Genomic DNA, 15,234 nt, shown 5'->3' with positions numbered 1-15,234 from the left:
AAGGGCTGGGGGTGTAACAAATCGGTGAGTCACGCTACTCTATATGTTTTCGAAGAGACTTTCTCTTCCTTTCTAGTTCAAAACATTCTAACTTAACTTTAAAAGATATGATTCAGTTCTCTATGTGGGAATTCGGATATCCCGGATTTTTGTCGTGGTGTAGGAATTCCTAAAAAACAGTCCTAGGTCTAAATAATTTTTTCCCAAGAAATAACTTAAACTTAACATATTCATAAATAAATTTCCTTTAATTCGTTGGGTCTTCTTTTAGGAAATTTTTTGAATAAAAAGAAAGTTATTCGTCTTTGGTAATATTAGAGGGTTTTTAAGTACCTCTTTAGTAGAATGCAGACGGATATTTGGAAACTTGCGATCGGTGGATTAACGGTAATATTTCCGTTATTTTATTTTTTACCAAGTTCTTCTTCCGGAATGATGGAAGCAGATAGAAATTTACCTGAATTTCAGATAAGTGAAGAAAATGGCAAAACAATAGATATACGCGAAACTCTGATCGGACAAGAAAATTTGGTCTATTTCGGATATCTGAACTGTAAGACAGTATGTCATGGCAGTTTGCGAAAATTGAAAAATCTAATTTCTGAACGAAAAGATCTAAGACTCATCTTTGTAAGTTTAGATCCAGAAAACGATACAGAAGAACGTTTCAGAAAATATTTTTCAGATCTAAAATCAGAAACTAAATTTATCCGATTGGAGACAAGGGGTAGGGCCTTCGAACTTGCAAGACTTTTCGGAATTATGGCATTCTCATCTAATAAAAGCGGAGATATAGATCATCCTGATTCAGTTCTTTGGGTCAATTCTCAAGGAAGAATTAAAGGGTTAATTTTTGAATTTGATAAACATTGGGATGAAAATCCTAGTAAACTTTTGAAATTCATAAGCGATAAAAAATAACAAAAGCACTCAAACATTTAAGCGATTCATAATAAACGAAAACAAAAACGGAATCCTTCGAAAGATCGAATCCAAAAAAAATAAAAATCCTTTCGGGGAAACACATGAATCCGCCTCAGTATAAACAAAGTATCCAGGATACTGCCAGATCAAAATTCAAGGAAGAGACCAAAAAAGTAGATCGCTTCTTCTACATTCTTCTTTTGGCTCATATTCCTTTTGCATTTCTATTGTCTTTAGAATATGGAACCTGGAAATTCATCTTAAATTCCTCTATAATCGTAGGATTACTTGCGAGCATTGGTTTCTTATTTCTAAGGGGTGAATATATTCTTAGAATTTTGAATGCAGTACTCATCATGGCATGGTCCGGAATACTGATCCAGTCACAATTCGGAAGAATAGAAATGCATTTTCATGTGTTTGTTGCATTAGCATTTCTTCTTTATTATAGAGATTGGAAAACACTTCTTCCAGGCGCATTGTATATCGCGGTCCACCATGGATTGTTATCCTTCTGCCAAAGCATGGGATACAAAATTTCCGAAACTCCTATCATCATTTTTAACTACGGGAACGGATGGGATATCGTACTACTACATGCAATTTTCGTAATCTTTGAGACCGGAATATTGATCTATTTCTCCGTAACTTTTAAAAAAGAATTTTTCAACCAGGCGATCAGCCTAGCAGAATTGGAAGAAGTCCGAAAATATAATGTGTCTATCCAGGGAGAAGTTAGAGAAAAATCGGAATCCGTAAATGGGATTTTAGAAGGTCTTGTCCAAAGTTCCGCGACTGTCGCTGATAGAACGACAGACCAAGCAAATAGTTTAGAAGAAATTAATGCAAGTATGAACCAGATAGCTGATGCAATCTCAGACGTATCTGATTCTGCCAAAAGGCAGCTGGAAGCAACCGGGACATTAGAAAATTCCTTTCAAAACTTAGAGATCAGCTTTCAAGATATGGAAGCGGGACTTGTTTCCACAAAAGCATTATTCGAAACTGCATGGAAACACGCGAGAGAATCGGAAGAAAGTCTAATGGCGATCGAAAAATCAATCAAAAGAATTGAATCAAGTTCTTCCAGCACAACTGCAAAATTAGGAACAATCACTGATATCGCAGATAAAGTAAATCTTCTCGCATTAAACGCCTCCATAGAAGCAGCCAGAGCCGGGGAGCATGGAAGAGGATTTGCGGTAGTTGCAGATGAGATCTCAAAATTAGCCGATCAAACTGCGAGCACCATTAAAGAAATTTCCAGATTGATTCGAGATGGGAAAGAAGAAATGACCAAGAACACGGACATCGTTCAGTCAGGCACAAAAACCATATCATTGATCTTGGGTGATGTAGATTCGATTAAAGAAAGTTTAGATTCTTTCTTTTCTCTTTTAGAAAAACAAACGAATATCCGGGTCACTGTGGCCGGAGCGCTGTTTAATGCTGGAGAAATTTCCCAAAATGTTCACCAAGCGACAGAAGCAGAGAAGAAAAGTTTAGAAGAGATCCGAAACTTTTTAGATCGGATCCAAAATTCAAACGCGATCATTGCAACACATGCAGTCGAGGCTGCAGATCAGGCCAGAAAATGTGAGGAATTAAGCGATTCCTTACAAAAACAGGTCCAAGAATTCAAAGCTTAAACATCCAAACAAAAGCTGGAAATTTCTTTCTGAACTTTGAGAGAATTTTCCAATCTGCAAAATTTTTCGTTTGAAATATTTTCTTTCCAAAAGGAAGGTTCCTATTTGTTTCCGGACCTTACCATGAAAAAGTTTTTGTTTATCTCCGTTTCCGCATTAGCCGTTGCGGTCTTTTTAGCAATTCCAGGCACAATCAGCTCCCAAAGTGGTGATATCGAGGCAGCGATCCAAGCTGCTTGTAACCGTTTGGTAGAAGGTGGACTCTATAAAAGTTGCAAACCAGCCCCAGGATTCTCACTCGGGCAAGGTTATTATAGCCAATCCGCGCAAATAAAATGCCAATGTGAGAACAAATCTGATAACGGAAAAACAATCGTTACCATTTCTCTCTGGCAAGGATATTAAAAAGTAATTTCAGTTCCTTCTTCCAATGAGACAGAATGTTTCCACGGTCAATTTCTGATTTCGGAAACATTCTTTGATCTCAATCTTTTATTGATTCATTTTCATATTCTTAGCCATTTTTAAAAAATAACCTTTTACATCATACCAAGCCTGTCCGGAATATAGTGCGTTTGTCGCCTGGATATGGTCTATGCCCGTAACCAATACACCGTAATCCGGGCCTCCCATCCAGTTTCCCCATTTTTGAGAAGAATAAGAAACAATCCCGTCGCAAGAAGCTCCCACACCATATACAATTCCCCCTGCAACACAAGCGGGTTGTAATAGACCTAAAATCGGATGTTGTATTAAATCAGGCAGAGTAATATATGAGCCGTAAGAATAATACTTTACTCCAGAAATATTCGGAGTCTGGGCATTAAAAGAAGTCTGTCCGGAAATCGTAACTTGAGACAAAATTGCCAAAGCATTCTGCTCACTCTTATTATATATCAAACTAGCCAGCGAATTTAAAACAACAGCTGCATATGGTTTCAACCAATCCGGAACCACATCTCTGATCAAATCGGCCAGTGGAGTTCCTCTATGAGGAGAATTGAGTGTAGTCAATGTAGATACTTTTGACGAAAGCCCTAAATGAGTGATTGCATATCTACTATCCAATCCTCCTTGGGAATGACCAAGAATATGCACTTTATTATATCCATTGGCAGCCATAAAAGACAATACTTTGGTATTGAATTCAACTCCTCGAAATGCATTAGATTCCATTGCAGTTTTACTCGGAGAATATACAACAGCTCCCTCAGATCTTAAATAGTCATCCATGCCTCCCCAATACGTCAGAAGATTAATCGCTCCCGTTGAATCTTCTCCCCAGCCAAACAATCCATGAGATAAGACAATCGGATACATTCCTTCCAAAGTTTTAGAAGCACTTCCTCCACCTGATGCAACTACGGATGATATCCCCGTTACAAAAAGAACTAAGACAAAACACACTTTCACTATTCTATTCATTATATTTTTACCTTTTCTTTTAATTTAGAATTTTCGATTCATACTTTGTACATTTTCATTCAATCTATTCCCTCAAAATCCTTGTAAGTCGATTACACGGGCTTCAATCTATTAACAGTCAAAAGGATCATAGTCAACCAATTTACGTGGTTAACCAAAAGGTAGTTCATAATATTTATTTAATATATAGTGAACGTACATTCAAATATAAAGAACATTTGTTCACCAGTAACAATTGATTTTCTTTTTTTTGAGTCTTCAAAATTGAATTAACAAGAACTTTGGAGATTAGCAAAACTCTCATACTCTCATCTTCCTATATTCCCCATGGCTTTTCCCAATGAGACATAATACCTATTATCGGAAGTTGGGAATAATATAAGGAAAAGGCGAATTTACGCAATATCGCTCATGCGGCTTACTGTCGAAGTTACTACAAAATCCAAAACCTGAGGGCCTTCTTCTTATCCATCAGAAATCGCTCAAATCATCATGCAAGATCAGATCGTCCAAATAGACATTTGCATAATCAGTTCTGATCCCAGAAGTTCCCCAACTAAAAGTCCCATCTGTGATAGACAACTGTAAGACATTATCCACATAAAAATCGATATGGTTTCCAATCGCGACCAAGGTAAGTTTATACCATTGTTTTGTATTGAAAGACTTAGGATTTCCTGCCTGGTCTTTAAGAGTTCCCGTTGCTAAGGTCGTATAAGTCCCACAAAGTTTTTTCTTAAAATAAACGGTTCCATCACTTCGAAGAGACGCCACATACAGATCATTTTCCGTTCTATATCTAGTAAATAGATGGATTCCCTGCCAGCTATCGGATGACTCCTGCCACGAATCTATATAGAAACGAGCTTCCAGCGCCTGATCAGTCCACTTTACTCGGGAGTTATTATTTAAACCTTGGATCAGCATTCTGAAATTATAATCTTCAGTTTTAGCCCTCTTATAAACTCCATTGGAAAGATGTTTGGATGTTAAGGTCCCGGAAGTCACTTCGAGATGAGATTGCAAAGATTTATTAGAACTAGTCTCTATCACGGCTCCATCCAAATAGGTTTCAAAACCTTCAAAGGAATTACCTGCTGGTGTTTGCCATGAATAGACTTCACTTGATCCACTCGGATAATAACCTGTTCCTGGAAAAAATTCGTATGTTCCAGGTGGATTACAGGAACTCGCTTCCAATTGGTTTATAGTTTGGGCAGAAGGATCTAAAACTTGTTCCAGAATGGTATTCATTCCAAAATCAAAAACGCCTAAATATAAGAAACTAGAGAAGACTAACATTCTATAGGTGTAAGACATCTTGTCACCCATCCGATTATTTTCGACCCAGGATCAGATACCTTCTGCCTCTGAAAGTCAAGTTGTTAATATTCTCCGCTTTAAAACAGAATCAAAAGCAAAATGACCTGGTCCAGATAAATATAAAAACAAACATCCAAGTAACTGGGAATACTCTGAACGAATTTCATGTAGTACTGCCCAAATTCCGAAAATTGGCGGAGCTTGAGGAGGCATTAATGGAGAAGTTCCGAATAATAGAGGCAACTTCGTTAGATACATTGCCACGAGCATTTGTATAATGAATACGAAGCTTAATGGTTTTGTCAAAATTCCGAGTACGAGCATCGTCCCACCTAAAATTTCCAAACCTCCAATAAAAGACGCGGTCATCTCCGGATGCATAAATCCTAGCTTAGTAAACCTTCCAATTCCTTGATTTACAAAGAGGAATTTAATGATTCCTTCCCAGATAAAAACTCCTCCCACAAGGATCCGAATAATTACATTATATCTGCCACCCTCCTCAATTCGAAAGAAATGATTCACTAAATTGCTTAAAAGCATAATTTCTCCTTTAATTTGTGCAACGGTCGAACTATCGATACCATTGCTCTATAAACTATTTTATAGTTAGAAGTCGAAACGATTCGAAATGTAGAAAGAATACGATAACGCCAGAACCAACGGTAAAATTAAGAGTCTAAACTTCATTGCGCTAGCTAAGCATAGATACTCGAAACCCAATCAACAAAACTACAAACCGTAGTATATTCTTAGACCGTATTATAAAATTTGAATAGACCGGTTTCTATCTCCATCATACTAACAATACTTCGGTCTGGAAAATTATTTTAACTAGTATGTAATCAATTAATTACTTAAAATCTTGAATTCAAAACTTCAAACTAGGAATTTGGTCCTATGCGACCATCCGTTTCCGTTATACTTCCTACATACAACGAAAGCAAAAACCTACCTATTGCTGCAGATAGGATTACCAGATCTTTATCCGATTACCGCCATGAGATCATCGTAGTGGATGATGATAGCCCGGATCATACTTGGGAAATTGCGGAACATCTTCAAGAAAAGATCCCACAACTTAAAGTTATACGTAGATTAAGTGGTAAAGGTTTATCATCCGCAGTTTTAACTGGGATGGGCGCTGCAGAAGGAGAAGTTTTCGTAGTGATGGATTCAGACCTTCAACACGATGAAAAAATTCTCCCGGAGATGATCCGTTCATTCTACGAAAGAGACGTAGATCTTTGTCTTGGGACGAGATACGCGAAAGGTGGATCTACCGGCAAATGGTCTTTAGCAAGAATTGGAATCAGTAGATTTGCAAATTTTTTAGCAAAAGGTCTTTTGGGACTTCCCGTTTCAGATCCTATGAGTGGTTATTTCGGGATTAAACGTTCTGTGTATTCAGAAACTAAAAACTCGATCAACCCAAGAGGTTTTAAGATCCTATTAGAATTTTTGGGAAGAAGTAAGGAAAATCTTAAAATAGAAGAAATCCCTTATACTTTTCAAACTAGAATCTATGGAGAAACCAAACTGAATAATTCTGTGATCAAAAGTTTCTTTTTGGCAATCTTAGATATTCGTTTTGGAAAATGGATCTCTCCTACCTTCCTACTCTATTCTCTAGTCGGAGCAAGTGGAGTTCTTGTAAACTTGGTAGGATTTCTAATCGCAGAATTATGCAAATTTCCAGAAGTCCAAACAGGAATTTCTTTTTTGGATCCTTTTTCACTTTCTGTATTTTTCGGAATAGAGCTCTCGATACTCTCCAACTTCTTCCTGAATAACTACTTTACGTTTTACGAAAGAAGATATTCTGGAAAAAATTTGACCTTTGGATTTCTACTGTTTCATTTAGTAAGTATGGTTGGAATTTTGGTGCAGATGTCTGCATTCCATTTTATCTACCATTCCATTTTCAAAGGATGGGATGGAGCTTCTGAACTTACTTTAAAATTCAGCGCGGATATTTTCTCCATTCTGACTGCAATGGTATCAAACTACTTCCTAAATTCGAATCTTACTTGGTCCAAAAAGCCTGAACTAAAAAGTTAAAAACCAGACGGGAGAATTTTCTCGCCTAAGTTTTAATTGATTTCTTCTCCAAGAATTCTTAAGTTAATATTACTGGAGAAGAATATGCCTAAGGTGCTAGTTCCTTTCGCTGACGGAATGGAAGAAATGGAAGCAGTCATCGTAGTGGATGTGCTTCGAAGAGCTGGTATAGAAGTGGTTTCTGCGGGAATTTCCACAAATACTGTTACCGCTTCCAGAGGAGTCAAATTAGTCTCAGATTCTCTTTTGTCGGATATTGATCCTTCCTCTTTTGATATGATCATTTTGCCTGGAGGAAACCAAGGTACCAAAAATCTGAATACAAATCCCTTAATTTCGGAAATATTAAAGAACTTTAAAAAAGAAGACAAATGGATTGGTGCAATCTGTGCTGCACCGAATGTTCTACTGACTCATAATATTCTTCAAAACCATAAATTTACAGCATTTCCAGGAAGTGTTCCTACCGACGAAAAATATACCGGCAGCAGATTGGAACTTTCTGATAAAATCCTAACGAGTCTTGGTCCTGGCTCTGCTTTCGAATTCTCTTTAAAAATTGTAGAACTTCTTTCCGGAATAGAAAAAAGAAAAGAAGTCGAAAAGAATCTTCACCTTCCTTCATAAAAATGGAAATTTCTGAGCAATTAAAAAACAGATTCAAAAATTCTAAAACTATCCTGGCACTTACTGGTGCTGGAATTTCTGCAGAAAGTGGAGTTCCTACATTTAGAGGAAAAGAAGGTCTTTGGAAACAATACAGAGCGGAAGAACTTGCAACTCCTCAGGCATTTCAAAAAAATCCTAAACTAGTTTGGGAATGGTATATCTGGAGAATGGAATTAATCTCGACCAAGTCTCCGAATCCAGCTCATTTTGCATTAGCGGAATTGGAAAAGAATAGATCCGATTTTAATCTAATCACCCAAAACGTGGATGGCCTTCATAAAAAATCAGGCTCTGGAAAGATTATAGAAATCCATGGCAATATTTTCAGGAATAGATGCATTAATTGTAATAGAACCTATGATTCAGATCCTTCTAAACTTAAAAATTCTACTGACTGTCCAAATTGCAAAAGTTTAGTCAGACCAGATGTTTTATGGTTTGGAGAATCTTACGACACAGAACTTTTAAATCGAGCAGTCACTCTTGCGGAAAGATCAGAAATTGTTTTTGTGATCGGCTCTTCTGGCGCTGTGGGAATTCCAGTGGAACTTGCCAGAATTGCAAAGGAAAACGGAGCATTTGTAATAGAGATCAATATAGATCCAAGCGGTTATAGCAGATACGCAGATCTATTCTTACAAGGAAAAGCGGGAGAAATTCTCCCAGAACTTATCCCTTATTTTGTTTGAGCCTTAGGAAAAGTCTCTTCTAACTTTTTAAAAATATAATCTCCAAATACAGGAAAACAATTCGGGGACATATGGCCCGGATCCGCAAATTCTTCACAATTATATTTCGGATCCTCGTTCATATTCCAGAAGGCAGTCCCAGTTTCTTGATTAAACTTCTCTACAATTGGTTTCCAGACTTCCATGGGGGTTTTGAGTCCTTCAGAGGTTTCGACCTTTCTAGTCATGTACAGATTAAAATATGGGCGAGCAACCTTTACCCAAATTGTAGCATAAGGAACATTATACCCTTTTAAGATATGAATGGAATCCTTTTGCATTTCAAACATATTCGTATGAAATGTATAAGGTTTTAAATAAGAAGAAAAATCCGTTTCAGAGGCTTGGACAAGTTGTTCATCCGTATGTTTCTGCTTAACTAGATCTCTAGGAGTACTTCCCCTATCTTCTTTTAGCATGGTCAGTACTTTTTGGACTGCAGCCTCGTATACTTTAGCTAAGGCAGAAGAATTTTGCATTCTTTCCGAAATTCTCCACAACTTAGGTCTATCTCGATAAGTATGGAATAGATGTTTAGAGATAAATACTGATAATTCTTCCCTAGAATATCTGGTCCAATGTCTGAAGAAAAAATCAGTAGAAAGTCCATAGATCAAAACTTCATCTAATGCTAAAACAGGGGTTTTATTATAAATTTCTAATGATTGGTCCAAGAGCACAAAATCAGGTTTTGTGCCATCCGATTTAAATCTTTCTATCCAATATAAGAAATAATCTGGAGAGCCGCCTGGGACTGAAAAATTATATAATATCCAATCCGGATGTCTTTTTTCCAACTCTCTAGTAGGAAGTAAAAGTGCTCTGGAATTCCCGAAAAATACTAATATTTTTTTACGAGAAGCTGGATCCTTCTTCAGATATTCTTTCAGATCTGAATATAGATCTTCTTTGCTGATAAAATTCAAATGAGATAATGTATTCGAATAATAATATTGAAAAAACTCTAAGGTAAACAAACGATCTAAACCCAAAGAGATTAAAAGAACAAGTAGAGGAAGAAGTAAGAATGTATTCTTTTTCATAATCATTTATAGCCTAGAACTGGCAATAGATACAGGCTCCGGAATCCTCCGAGAATAATGCGATTGCAAATACCGTCACCACACCACAGGCAACAACTATCCAATCTTTTCCTTTTCCCCATTTCATTAACAGATCCTTTCTGGATTGGATCCAATGAAATACTATAAATCCCAAATAAGAATATCCGATCTTTTCAATGTTTTTCATGGATTCCAAAATAAAAGGAGAAGGTCCTGTAACCAATGAGATCGAATTTTCTATCCAACCAAAACCTAAGGATTGTAAGGACGCAGAAAGATAATTTTGTGTATTAGTTACAATTCCAACAACATGTTGGATCATCTTGGTCGCAGAATTTGCTCTGAACAAGATCGCGCTGAAGGAGAATAAACAGAATACGAATTGTATCCTTAAAAAATTCAGAATTTTACTTTTGGAATCTTCATCATTCCAACCGAACTTACCAACCAGAAATCTTTCGAATGCGAGTATAACTCCCCAATAAAATCCCCAGGCAATAAATGTATAATCTGCTCCATGCCAGACACCACCCACAGTCATAGTGATGATCAGATTGATATAAGTGCGCCATTCTCCTTTTTTACTTCCCCCCAAAGGAAAATAAATATAATCCCTAAGCCAAAAAGAAAGACTCATATGCCATCTCTGCCATAACTCTCTTCCGGAAGGAGAAAACAAAGGTGCATTAAAGTTCTCAGGAAGTTCAAATCCAAAATACAAGCCAACTGCTCTTGCCATATCAGTAAGTCCTGAAAAATCGCAATATACTTGGATCGCATATCCAAATGCTGCTAAGACCAGTGAAAGATTATCATACTGTCCTGGATTTCCAAAAACTGGAGCGATAACTCCGGCCACGGGATCAGCGATCAGTATTTTTTTGATCAGACCAGCGATCATCAAATAAGAAGCACGAACAATCTTATCCTTATCCGGATTCAAATGCCCAATATTTACAAAATAATCTTTGGTTCTTAAAATTGGTCCCACAATCAGCACAGGGAAGAATATTACAAAACCAAGATATTGCTTAAGACCGATCAATTCTCCTTCTGGTTTTCTATAAGCATCTACTGCAGCTGCAATCATTTGGAAACTATAAAAACTCACTGCTAATGGAAGAGAGATTTGTAATATTCTTGGGACTTCGTCAAAAAATGGATATTGAGTAAGATCAAAAAGTATCCTGTTCATAAAATAGAAATACTTAAAGAAACCTAGGTTGATTGCGTTCAATAGAACTGCGAATATCATCCAACCCTTAGGTTTTACAGAAGTTTTGATCTTAAAGTAAGCGAAATAATTGAATAAAACTATGATTAAAAAATGAAAAAAGAAATAGATCCCACTCAGAATTGTGGAAGAAGCTACAATGTAAAAGATCCCGCTGGAAATGAGTAAAAAATCAGATCTTCTCTTTTCTGGAAGAAGCCAATAAATAGAATAAACGATTGAGAAAAAAACGAAAAATAAGATCGAATTGTAGAGCACTCTTTTACTTTCCCTTCTTGAATAGTTCCTTCCAGTAGAGCATCTCTCCCGGAGAAAGTTTTACGCCCGAGTCCTTTTCTTCCCGAGTCGGTTTTTCCGCTAAGGCGCTTTCTATTTTTTTTACGAACTCTTCGGATAGTATAGGTTTTGTTCCTAGTCTTTTTGCAAAAGCCAAAATTTCCTGGTCAGAAGTTACGACGAATAGATCCGCAGGTCTCGGGGCGTATTTGATATATTCCTTGATCAAATCGTCCGCCTTTCTGTCCTGACTGAAATAAACGCGTATTTTTCCATACGAATCTTCTTTGGTTTCGTTCCCTTTTTCTTTTTTACCATCGAAGAAAACATGGACCTTAGAACTTTTCAGCTTAGAAGAATAAGATTCCAAAATTCTCAAGAGGCCTACTCTGGCATCCCTCAAACGATTGGAATACATATACTCTTCCAATTCAGGAATTTTGTAAATCAGGTTGAAACCGTCTACGACTAAATGCATCCCTTTAAAACTAGTGACCAGAATGTATGTTTTGGAAAAACTTGTAAACACCGAACCGAATCGGACAATGGCACATGGTGGAAGCAAATTCCCAACCGGCAAAATCCTCTAAAATCCGAAACTTCATACGAACTGTAAAATATTGGAGAAGTGTTTTACCAGGTACGGCAAGAGATTATTTTCTTTTAAGCCTAGCCGCAATCGACGTATTCTTCTTATTATTTGTTAACTCATACAAGGAATTCATCCACAAAGATATCCCAGCCTATGTTCTTGCATTCGATCTATTCGTTATATTTTTATGGGGAATAGAAGTTTGGATCAAAGTTCGACAAAAAAAAGACATCAAAAAATATTTGAGAACAAACTGGTACGAGCTTATAGGGATCGTTCCACTTTATTTCCTTAGACCATTCTTACTTTTAAGAGGGGTTAAACTTGCGATTGCATTTTATAGATTCGGGACTTCTGGACAGAATGTAAGCGAAGTATTAACTCGAGAGATCACTTTCAGATTCAGAGATGTGATCGTAGATACAATCGCAGATGCGGTATTTTTACATTCATTGGAAAGAGTGGAAGAAGTGATGCTGAGACTAGATTATAGCCAGCTCGCAAAAGAAGCTATTTCCAAACATAACGACCAACTCAACTCTAAGGTAAATGAATCATTACAGTCTAAGTTTTTATTAGAAGAATTATCCAAGATACCTTTCATGTCTCAGATTTCTCATAAACTAGGGGAAGATATCGGAAGAATGATCGCAGAAGTTTTGGAAACAGAAGTGATCGGTGATATCATGAAAGATATCACCGCAAACATCCTAAAAGAGATGGCGGAGCACGTGAAAAAGCTTCCTTTAGAGAGGATCACTGAACCGAAAGAGGAAATTCCTTCTCCCCCTTCCATCTCAGAAACTTAATATTTTAAGCAGCTCCACCTGGAAGTCTTAAGATCAAAACTTGAGTTGTTGATTTTGCGAGAAGTTTACCTTCTTCATCGAATGCTTCCCCTTCTAGATAGATATGTTGGTTACCTCGAGCAACTACCTTTGCCTGGACGGTAATTCTTTGGTTTTCTTTTACCATACGAATATAACTAACGCTTAACTCTAAAGTAGTAGTAGGTTTTCCCGCCGCCAAATAACATAATGGACCGAAAGTATTGTCGAATGCAGCCGCTAAAAATCCACCTTGGAAAACTCCCATTGGATTGGAAAATCTAGGCTCTACATAAAAACTACAGACCATCTCCTTCTTCCTTACATAAGAAACAAACTCACCGGAAAGTTCTTTAAAAGCAGGAGGAGGAACCTTCAAGCCAGGTGCGGCCTTGGAAAACTTCTCCCATTCTTTCTGCATATCTTCTAAATCTTTTTGATTCGCCAAGCTTACACTCCTAGTCTATATTCCGATCTTGTAAAGAAATTGGATTCGGGCAAATTAAAATTGCCATGATTTGGTGACACAACCATTATGTAGGAAAATGAACCCGCTCTTTTCCCTAGAAACTAAATTAAAAAACGGTATCCGGACCGCATGGCAAGAACTAGGGACCAAAAAGGAAATCGCTCTTGCAATCGCTGGCGGAGGGATCAAAGCATTTTACGGACTGGGTTTTGCATATACACTAAGAACCTGGGGTCTAAAAATTAAAGAAGTTTCTGGAGTAAGCGCTGGAGCCGCAATGGCAATCAGCACCTTATCCGAAACAGAAGAAGACAGTTCGAATTATTTCCAAGAATTAACTAAACGAAATCCTAAAAACTTTTATTGGAATAGGCTTCTTAGGATCAGCGCGCCCTTCCCTCATCATGGTATCGCAAGAAGGACTGTAGAATATTGTCTTCGGTTTTCTAAGCTCATCTCCAAGTCCGCAAAGATCAGGATCCATACAGTAGAGATCCCGAATGAAAGTTTGGACAAAAACAAAAAAGGCCAACCTATACAAAGAATACTTTTTGCAAAGGCCGCTTCTATCATCCGAGCTTATTTTAAGGACGAAACCTTAAGAAGAAAGGGAGAACAACCTTTTGAAGTATTACAAAAGATGAAAGATTGGGGCTGGAGAGAAAAAGTTTTTACAGAGAAGGACCTGACCGACCCGGAAACGATCACACAGATCGTAATGAACTCTTGCTCCGCATTCCCAGTTTTGCCTCTTCAAAGTTTTAATGGGAATTATTATTTAGATGGGGGCCTAACTAATAATTTATTGATCGAAGACTTCTCCCCCGACCTACCTAAGATAGGAGTTTTTTATGAACCTACTACCTTAATAGGAAAATCTGCCTCGGTCTTATCGGATACATTGCTTGTTTCTCCGGATGGGCCATTTATAGAGCAAGGCTTTGACTATACGAATCCGAACCTTGTGAAGCATGCATTCGAAACAGGACGTAAGGATGCGGAAGAACAAAAGGAAAGGATCTTAAGCCATCTGGACCCAAACTGGAAAAAACACTTGCATTCTTTTTTCGAACAAATAAAATAATTAACTTACTCCTTAAAATGACAGGGTGGACTTCCCTTTCCTTCTCAAAGGAGCCTTAGAACTAGCGAAAACGGTAAATAGAAAAAACTCTTCAGGACCCAAGAAATGCCTAAAATCGTAAACCACGAAAAATACAAAGCCGAGATTCTCTCCAAGTGTGTAGATATTTTGGCGAGGCGCGGGTATTCGGCTGTTTCCATGAGAGAAATCGCCACAGAATTGGATGTTTCCACCGGAACTCTTTACCACTACTTCTCCACTAAAGAAGATATATTTAAAGAACTTGTAAAGTTCGTACTCAACAAAGACATCGAAGAGTTACAAGTTTATTCAAAGGGAGAAGATAACCAAACCATCGAAAAAAGGGTAGAAGCACTCTTTACGATGGTCAAGGACAGAGAAACTTATTTCCAAAATCTTCTCTATATTATCTGCGATGTTTCTAGATTAAAAAATCATGATGAAGAGAAACAGCTCATTGCAGAAGCGATGAAAGAATACGTAACCATCATCACAAAACATTTAGGGATCACAAATCCGAACCTGAATAGGCTTTTGATCAGTATTATTTTAGGAACTGTGGGCCAAAGGATTGTAGACCAAGAATCTATCAAACTGGATGAAGTAGCCGAAGTTGTGAAAGATTTCATGGGAGTGGTTCTCGCGAACACTTTTACTTTCTGAAGTTTTATAATTCCGAATGTTGGAATTCCAACAAAAGTCTTTCTCTGAAAAATTGATTGTGGAAATTAGAATTATATGATATAGGGACGGGGTGCTCCCACGAGCCACTCCCCGCCACCCAAAGCTAGGGTGGGGGCAGCACCTTTTACATGTTGGAATTCCAACATTCAGTAGCCTATCTCAGAACTTCTTCTTTTTTGCCTGAATAAATATCTCTGATCAGTC

At 37.4% G+C, this 15,234-nt stretch carries 16 protein-coding genes; 9 read left to right on the top strand and 7 right to left on the bottom strand.

All coding sequences use genetic code 11. The features are described 5' to 3' along the window. Positions 1-345 precede the first annotated feature (345 nt). The 3 genes from CH362_RS18845 (at position 346) to CH362_RS18835 (ending at position 2,978) form a co-directional block, all read left to right on the top strand. Positions 346-921 (top strand): SCO family protein, encoded by a 576-nt coding sequence (locus CH362_RS18845; RefSeq protein WP_100711863.1) that lies wholly within the window; start codon positions 346-348, stop codon positions 919-921. A gap of 104 nt (positions 922-1,025) precedes the next feature. Beyond that, positions 1,026-2,573: a methyl-accepting chemotaxis protein gene (locus CH362_RS18840; RefSeq protein WP_100711862.1), complete on the top strand. Its 1,548-nt coding sequence runs from the start codon at positions 1,026-1,028 to the stop codon at positions 2,571-2,573. A gap of 123 nt (positions 2,574-2,696) precedes the next feature. Beyond that, entirely contained in the window at positions 2,697-2,978 is a 282-nt protein-coding gene (locus tag CH362_RS18835) for a hypothetical protein (RefSeq protein WP_086446351.1), read from the top strand. A gap of 87 nt (positions 2,979-3,065) precedes the next feature. On the opposite strand, the gene CH362_RS18830 is transcribed toward CH362_RS18835, so the two are convergent. The 3 genes from CH362_RS18830 to CH362_RS18820 all read right to left on the bottom strand — a co-directional run bounded on the left by CH362_RS18830 (position 3,066) and on the right by CH362_RS18820 (position 5,864). Then, the gene (locus CH362_RS18830) at positions 3,066-3,998 is read right to left on the bottom strand and encodes an esterase/lipase family protein (protein ID WP_100711861.1); all 933 of its coding nucleotides are present in this window, start codon (positions 3,996-3,998) and stop codon (positions 3,066-3,068) included. Between the two features lie 471 nt (positions 3,999-4,469). Beyond that, positions 4,470-5,318 carry a pectate lyase gene (locus CH362_RS18825; RefSeq protein WP_100711860.1) on the bottom strand — a complete coding sequence of 283 codons (849 nt, stop codon included), beginning with the start codon at positions 5,316-5,318 and terminating at the stop codon, positions 4,470-4,472. A 57-nt stretch (positions 5,319-5,375) separates the two neighbouring features. Further along, complete coding sequence (locus tag CH362_RS18820; RefSeq protein WP_100711859.1) at positions 5,376-5,864, bottom strand: DoxX family protein; 489 nt, start codon at positions 5,862-5,864, stop codon at positions 5,376-5,378. 357 nt (positions 5,865-6,221) lie between these two features. On the opposite strand from CH362_RS18820, the gene CH362_RS18815 reads away from it, so the two are divergent. From CH362_RS18815 to CH362_RS18805, 3 genes are all read left to right on the top strand, one after another. Then, a complete protein-coding gene (locus tag CH362_RS18815) occupies positions 6,222-7,382 on the top strand; it encodes a glycosyltransferase (RefSeq protein ID WP_100711858.1) in 1,161 nt (386 codons plus the stop codon). Positions 7,383-7,466: 84 nt separating this feature from the next. Further along, complete coding sequence (locus CH362_RS18810; RefSeq protein ID WP_100711865.1) at positions 7,467-8,009, top strand: DJ-1 family glyoxalase III; 543 nt, start codon at positions 7,467-7,469, stop codon at positions 8,007-8,009. A 2-nt stretch (positions 8,010-8,011) separates the two neighbouring features. After that, positions 8,012-8,740: an SIR2 family NAD-dependent protein deacylase gene (locus tag CH362_RS18805; RefSeq protein WP_100711857.1), complete on the top strand. Its 729-nt coding sequence runs from the start codon at positions 8,012-8,014 to the stop codon at positions 8,738-8,740. Here the strand turns inward: CH362_RS18805 and CH362_RS18800 are convergent. The 3 genes from CH362_RS18800 to CH362_RS18790 are packed head-to-tail and all read right to left on the bottom strand — an operon-like array spanning position 8,728 to position 11,831. Then, a complete protein-coding gene (locus CH362_RS18800) occupies positions 8,728-9,822 on the bottom strand; it encodes a DUF1574 domain-containing protein (protein ID WP_100711864.1) in 1,095 nt (364 codons plus the stop codon). The two genes, CH362_RS18805 and CH362_RS18800, sit on opposite strands and share 13 nt — an antisense overlap. Positions 9,823-9,835: 13 nt before the next feature. After that, the gene (locus CH362_RS18795; protein ID WP_100711856.1) at positions 9,836-11,335 is read right to left on the bottom strand and encodes an MBOAT family O-acyltransferase; all 1,500 of its coding nucleotides are present in this window, start codon (positions 11,333-11,335) and stop codon (positions 9,836-9,838) included. A 4-nt stretch (positions 11,336-11,339) separates the two neighbouring features. Further along, entirely contained in the window at positions 11,340-11,831 is a 492-nt protein-coding gene (locus CH362_RS18790) for an NYN domain-containing protein (protein ID WP_208859623.1), read from the bottom strand. A gap of 74 nt (positions 11,832-11,905) precedes the next feature. Between CH362_RS18790 and CH362_RS18785 the strand changes: the two genes are divergently transcribed. Continuing rightward, positions 11,906-12,754 carry a hypothetical protein gene (locus CH362_RS18785; RefSeq protein ID WP_100711854.1) on the top strand — a complete coding sequence of 283 codons (849 nt, stop codon included), beginning with the start codon at positions 11,906-11,908 and terminating at the stop codon, positions 12,752-12,754. Positions 12,755-12,758: 4 nt separating this feature from the next. On the opposite strand, the gene CH362_RS18780 is transcribed toward CH362_RS18785, so the two are convergent. After that, positions 12,759-13,220, bottom strand: a complete 462-nt coding sequence (locus CH362_RS18780) for a PaaI family thioesterase (protein ID WP_100707290.1) — start codon at positions 13,218-13,220, stop codon at positions 12,759-12,761. A gap of 97 nt (positions 13,221-13,317) precedes the next feature. On the opposite strand from CH362_RS18780, the gene CH362_RS18775 reads away from it, so the two are divergent. Then, on the top strand, positions 13,318-14,325 hold the full coding sequence (locus tag CH362_RS18775) for a patatin-like phospholipase family protein (RefSeq protein WP_100711853.1): 1,008 nt from the start codon (positions 13,318-13,320) through the stop codon (positions 14,323-14,325). Positions 14,326-14,430: 105 nt separating this feature from the next. Further along, positions 14,431-15,009, top strand: a complete 579-nt coding sequence (locus CH362_RS18770) for a TetR/AcrR family transcriptional regulator (protein ID WP_100711852.1) — start codon at positions 14,431-14,433, stop codon at positions 15,007-15,009. Positions 15,010-15,234 lie beyond the last annotated feature (225 nt).

The sequence above is a fragment of the Leptospira saintgironsiae genome, from assembly GCF_002811765.1.
GTDB classification, from domain to species: domain Bacteria; phylum Spirochaetota; class Leptospiria; order Leptospirales; family Leptospiraceae; genus Leptospira_B; species Leptospira_B saintgironsiae.
This window is presented reverse-complemented; position numbering and strand designations above follow the sequence as displayed.

Excerpts from the sequence above, each read along its gene's own strand:
- CH362_RS18845 (WP_100711863.1), top strand. The coding sequence starts at position 346 with ATGCAGACGGATATTTGGAAACTTGCGATCGGTGGATTAACGGTAATA.
- CH362_RS18840 (WP_100711862.1), top strand. The coding sequence starts at position 1,026 with ATGAATCCGCCTCAGTATAAACAAAGTATCCAGGATACTGCCAGATCA.
- CH362_RS18835 (WP_086446351.1), top strand. The coding sequence starts at position 2,697 with ATGAAAAAGTTTTTGTTTATCTCCGTTTCCGCATTAGCCGTTGCGGTC.
- CH362_RS18830 (WP_100711861.1), bottom strand. The coding sequence starts at position 3,998 with ATGAATAGAATAGTGAAAGTGTGTTTTGTCTTAGTTCTTTTTGTAACG.
- CH362_RS18825 (WP_100711860.1), bottom strand. The coding sequence starts at position 5,318 with ATGTCTTACACCTATAGAATGTTAGTCTTCTCTAGTTTCTTATATTTA.
- CH362_RS18820 (WP_100711859.1), bottom strand. The coding sequence starts at position 5,864 with ATGCTTTTAAGCAATTTAGTGAATCATTTCTTTCGAATTGAGGAGGGT.
- CH362_RS18815 (WP_100711858.1), top strand. The coding sequence starts at position 6,222 with ATGCGACCATCCGTTTCCGTTATACTTCCTACATACAACGAAAGCAAA.
- CH362_RS18810 (WP_100711865.1), top strand. The coding sequence starts at position 7,467 with ATGCCTAAGGTGCTAGTTCCTTTCGCTGACGGAATGGAAGAAATGGAA.
- CH362_RS18805 (WP_100711857.1), top strand. The coding sequence starts at position 8,012 with ATGGAAATTTCTGAGCAATTAAAAAACAGATTCAAAAATTCTAAAACT.
- CH362_RS18800 (WP_100711864.1), bottom strand. The coding sequence starts at position 9,822 with ATGAAAAAGAATACATTCTTACTTCTTCCTCTACTTGTTCTTTTAATC.
- CH362_RS18790 (WP_208859623.1), bottom strand. The coding sequence starts at position 11,831 with ATGCATTTAGTCGTAGACGGTTTCAACCTGATTTACAAAATTCCTGAA.
- CH362_RS18785 (WP_100711854.1), top strand. The coding sequence starts at position 11,906 with ATGGTGGAAGCAAATTCCCAACCGGCAAAATCCTCTAAAATCCGAAAC.
- CH362_RS18775 (WP_100711853.1), top strand. The coding sequence starts at position 13,318 with ATGAACCCGCTCTTTTCCCTAGAAACTAAATTAAAAAACGGTATCCGG.
- CH362_RS18770 (WP_100711852.1), top strand. The coding sequence starts at position 14,431 with ATGCCTAAAATCGTAAACCACGAAAAATACAAAGCCGAGATTCTCTCC.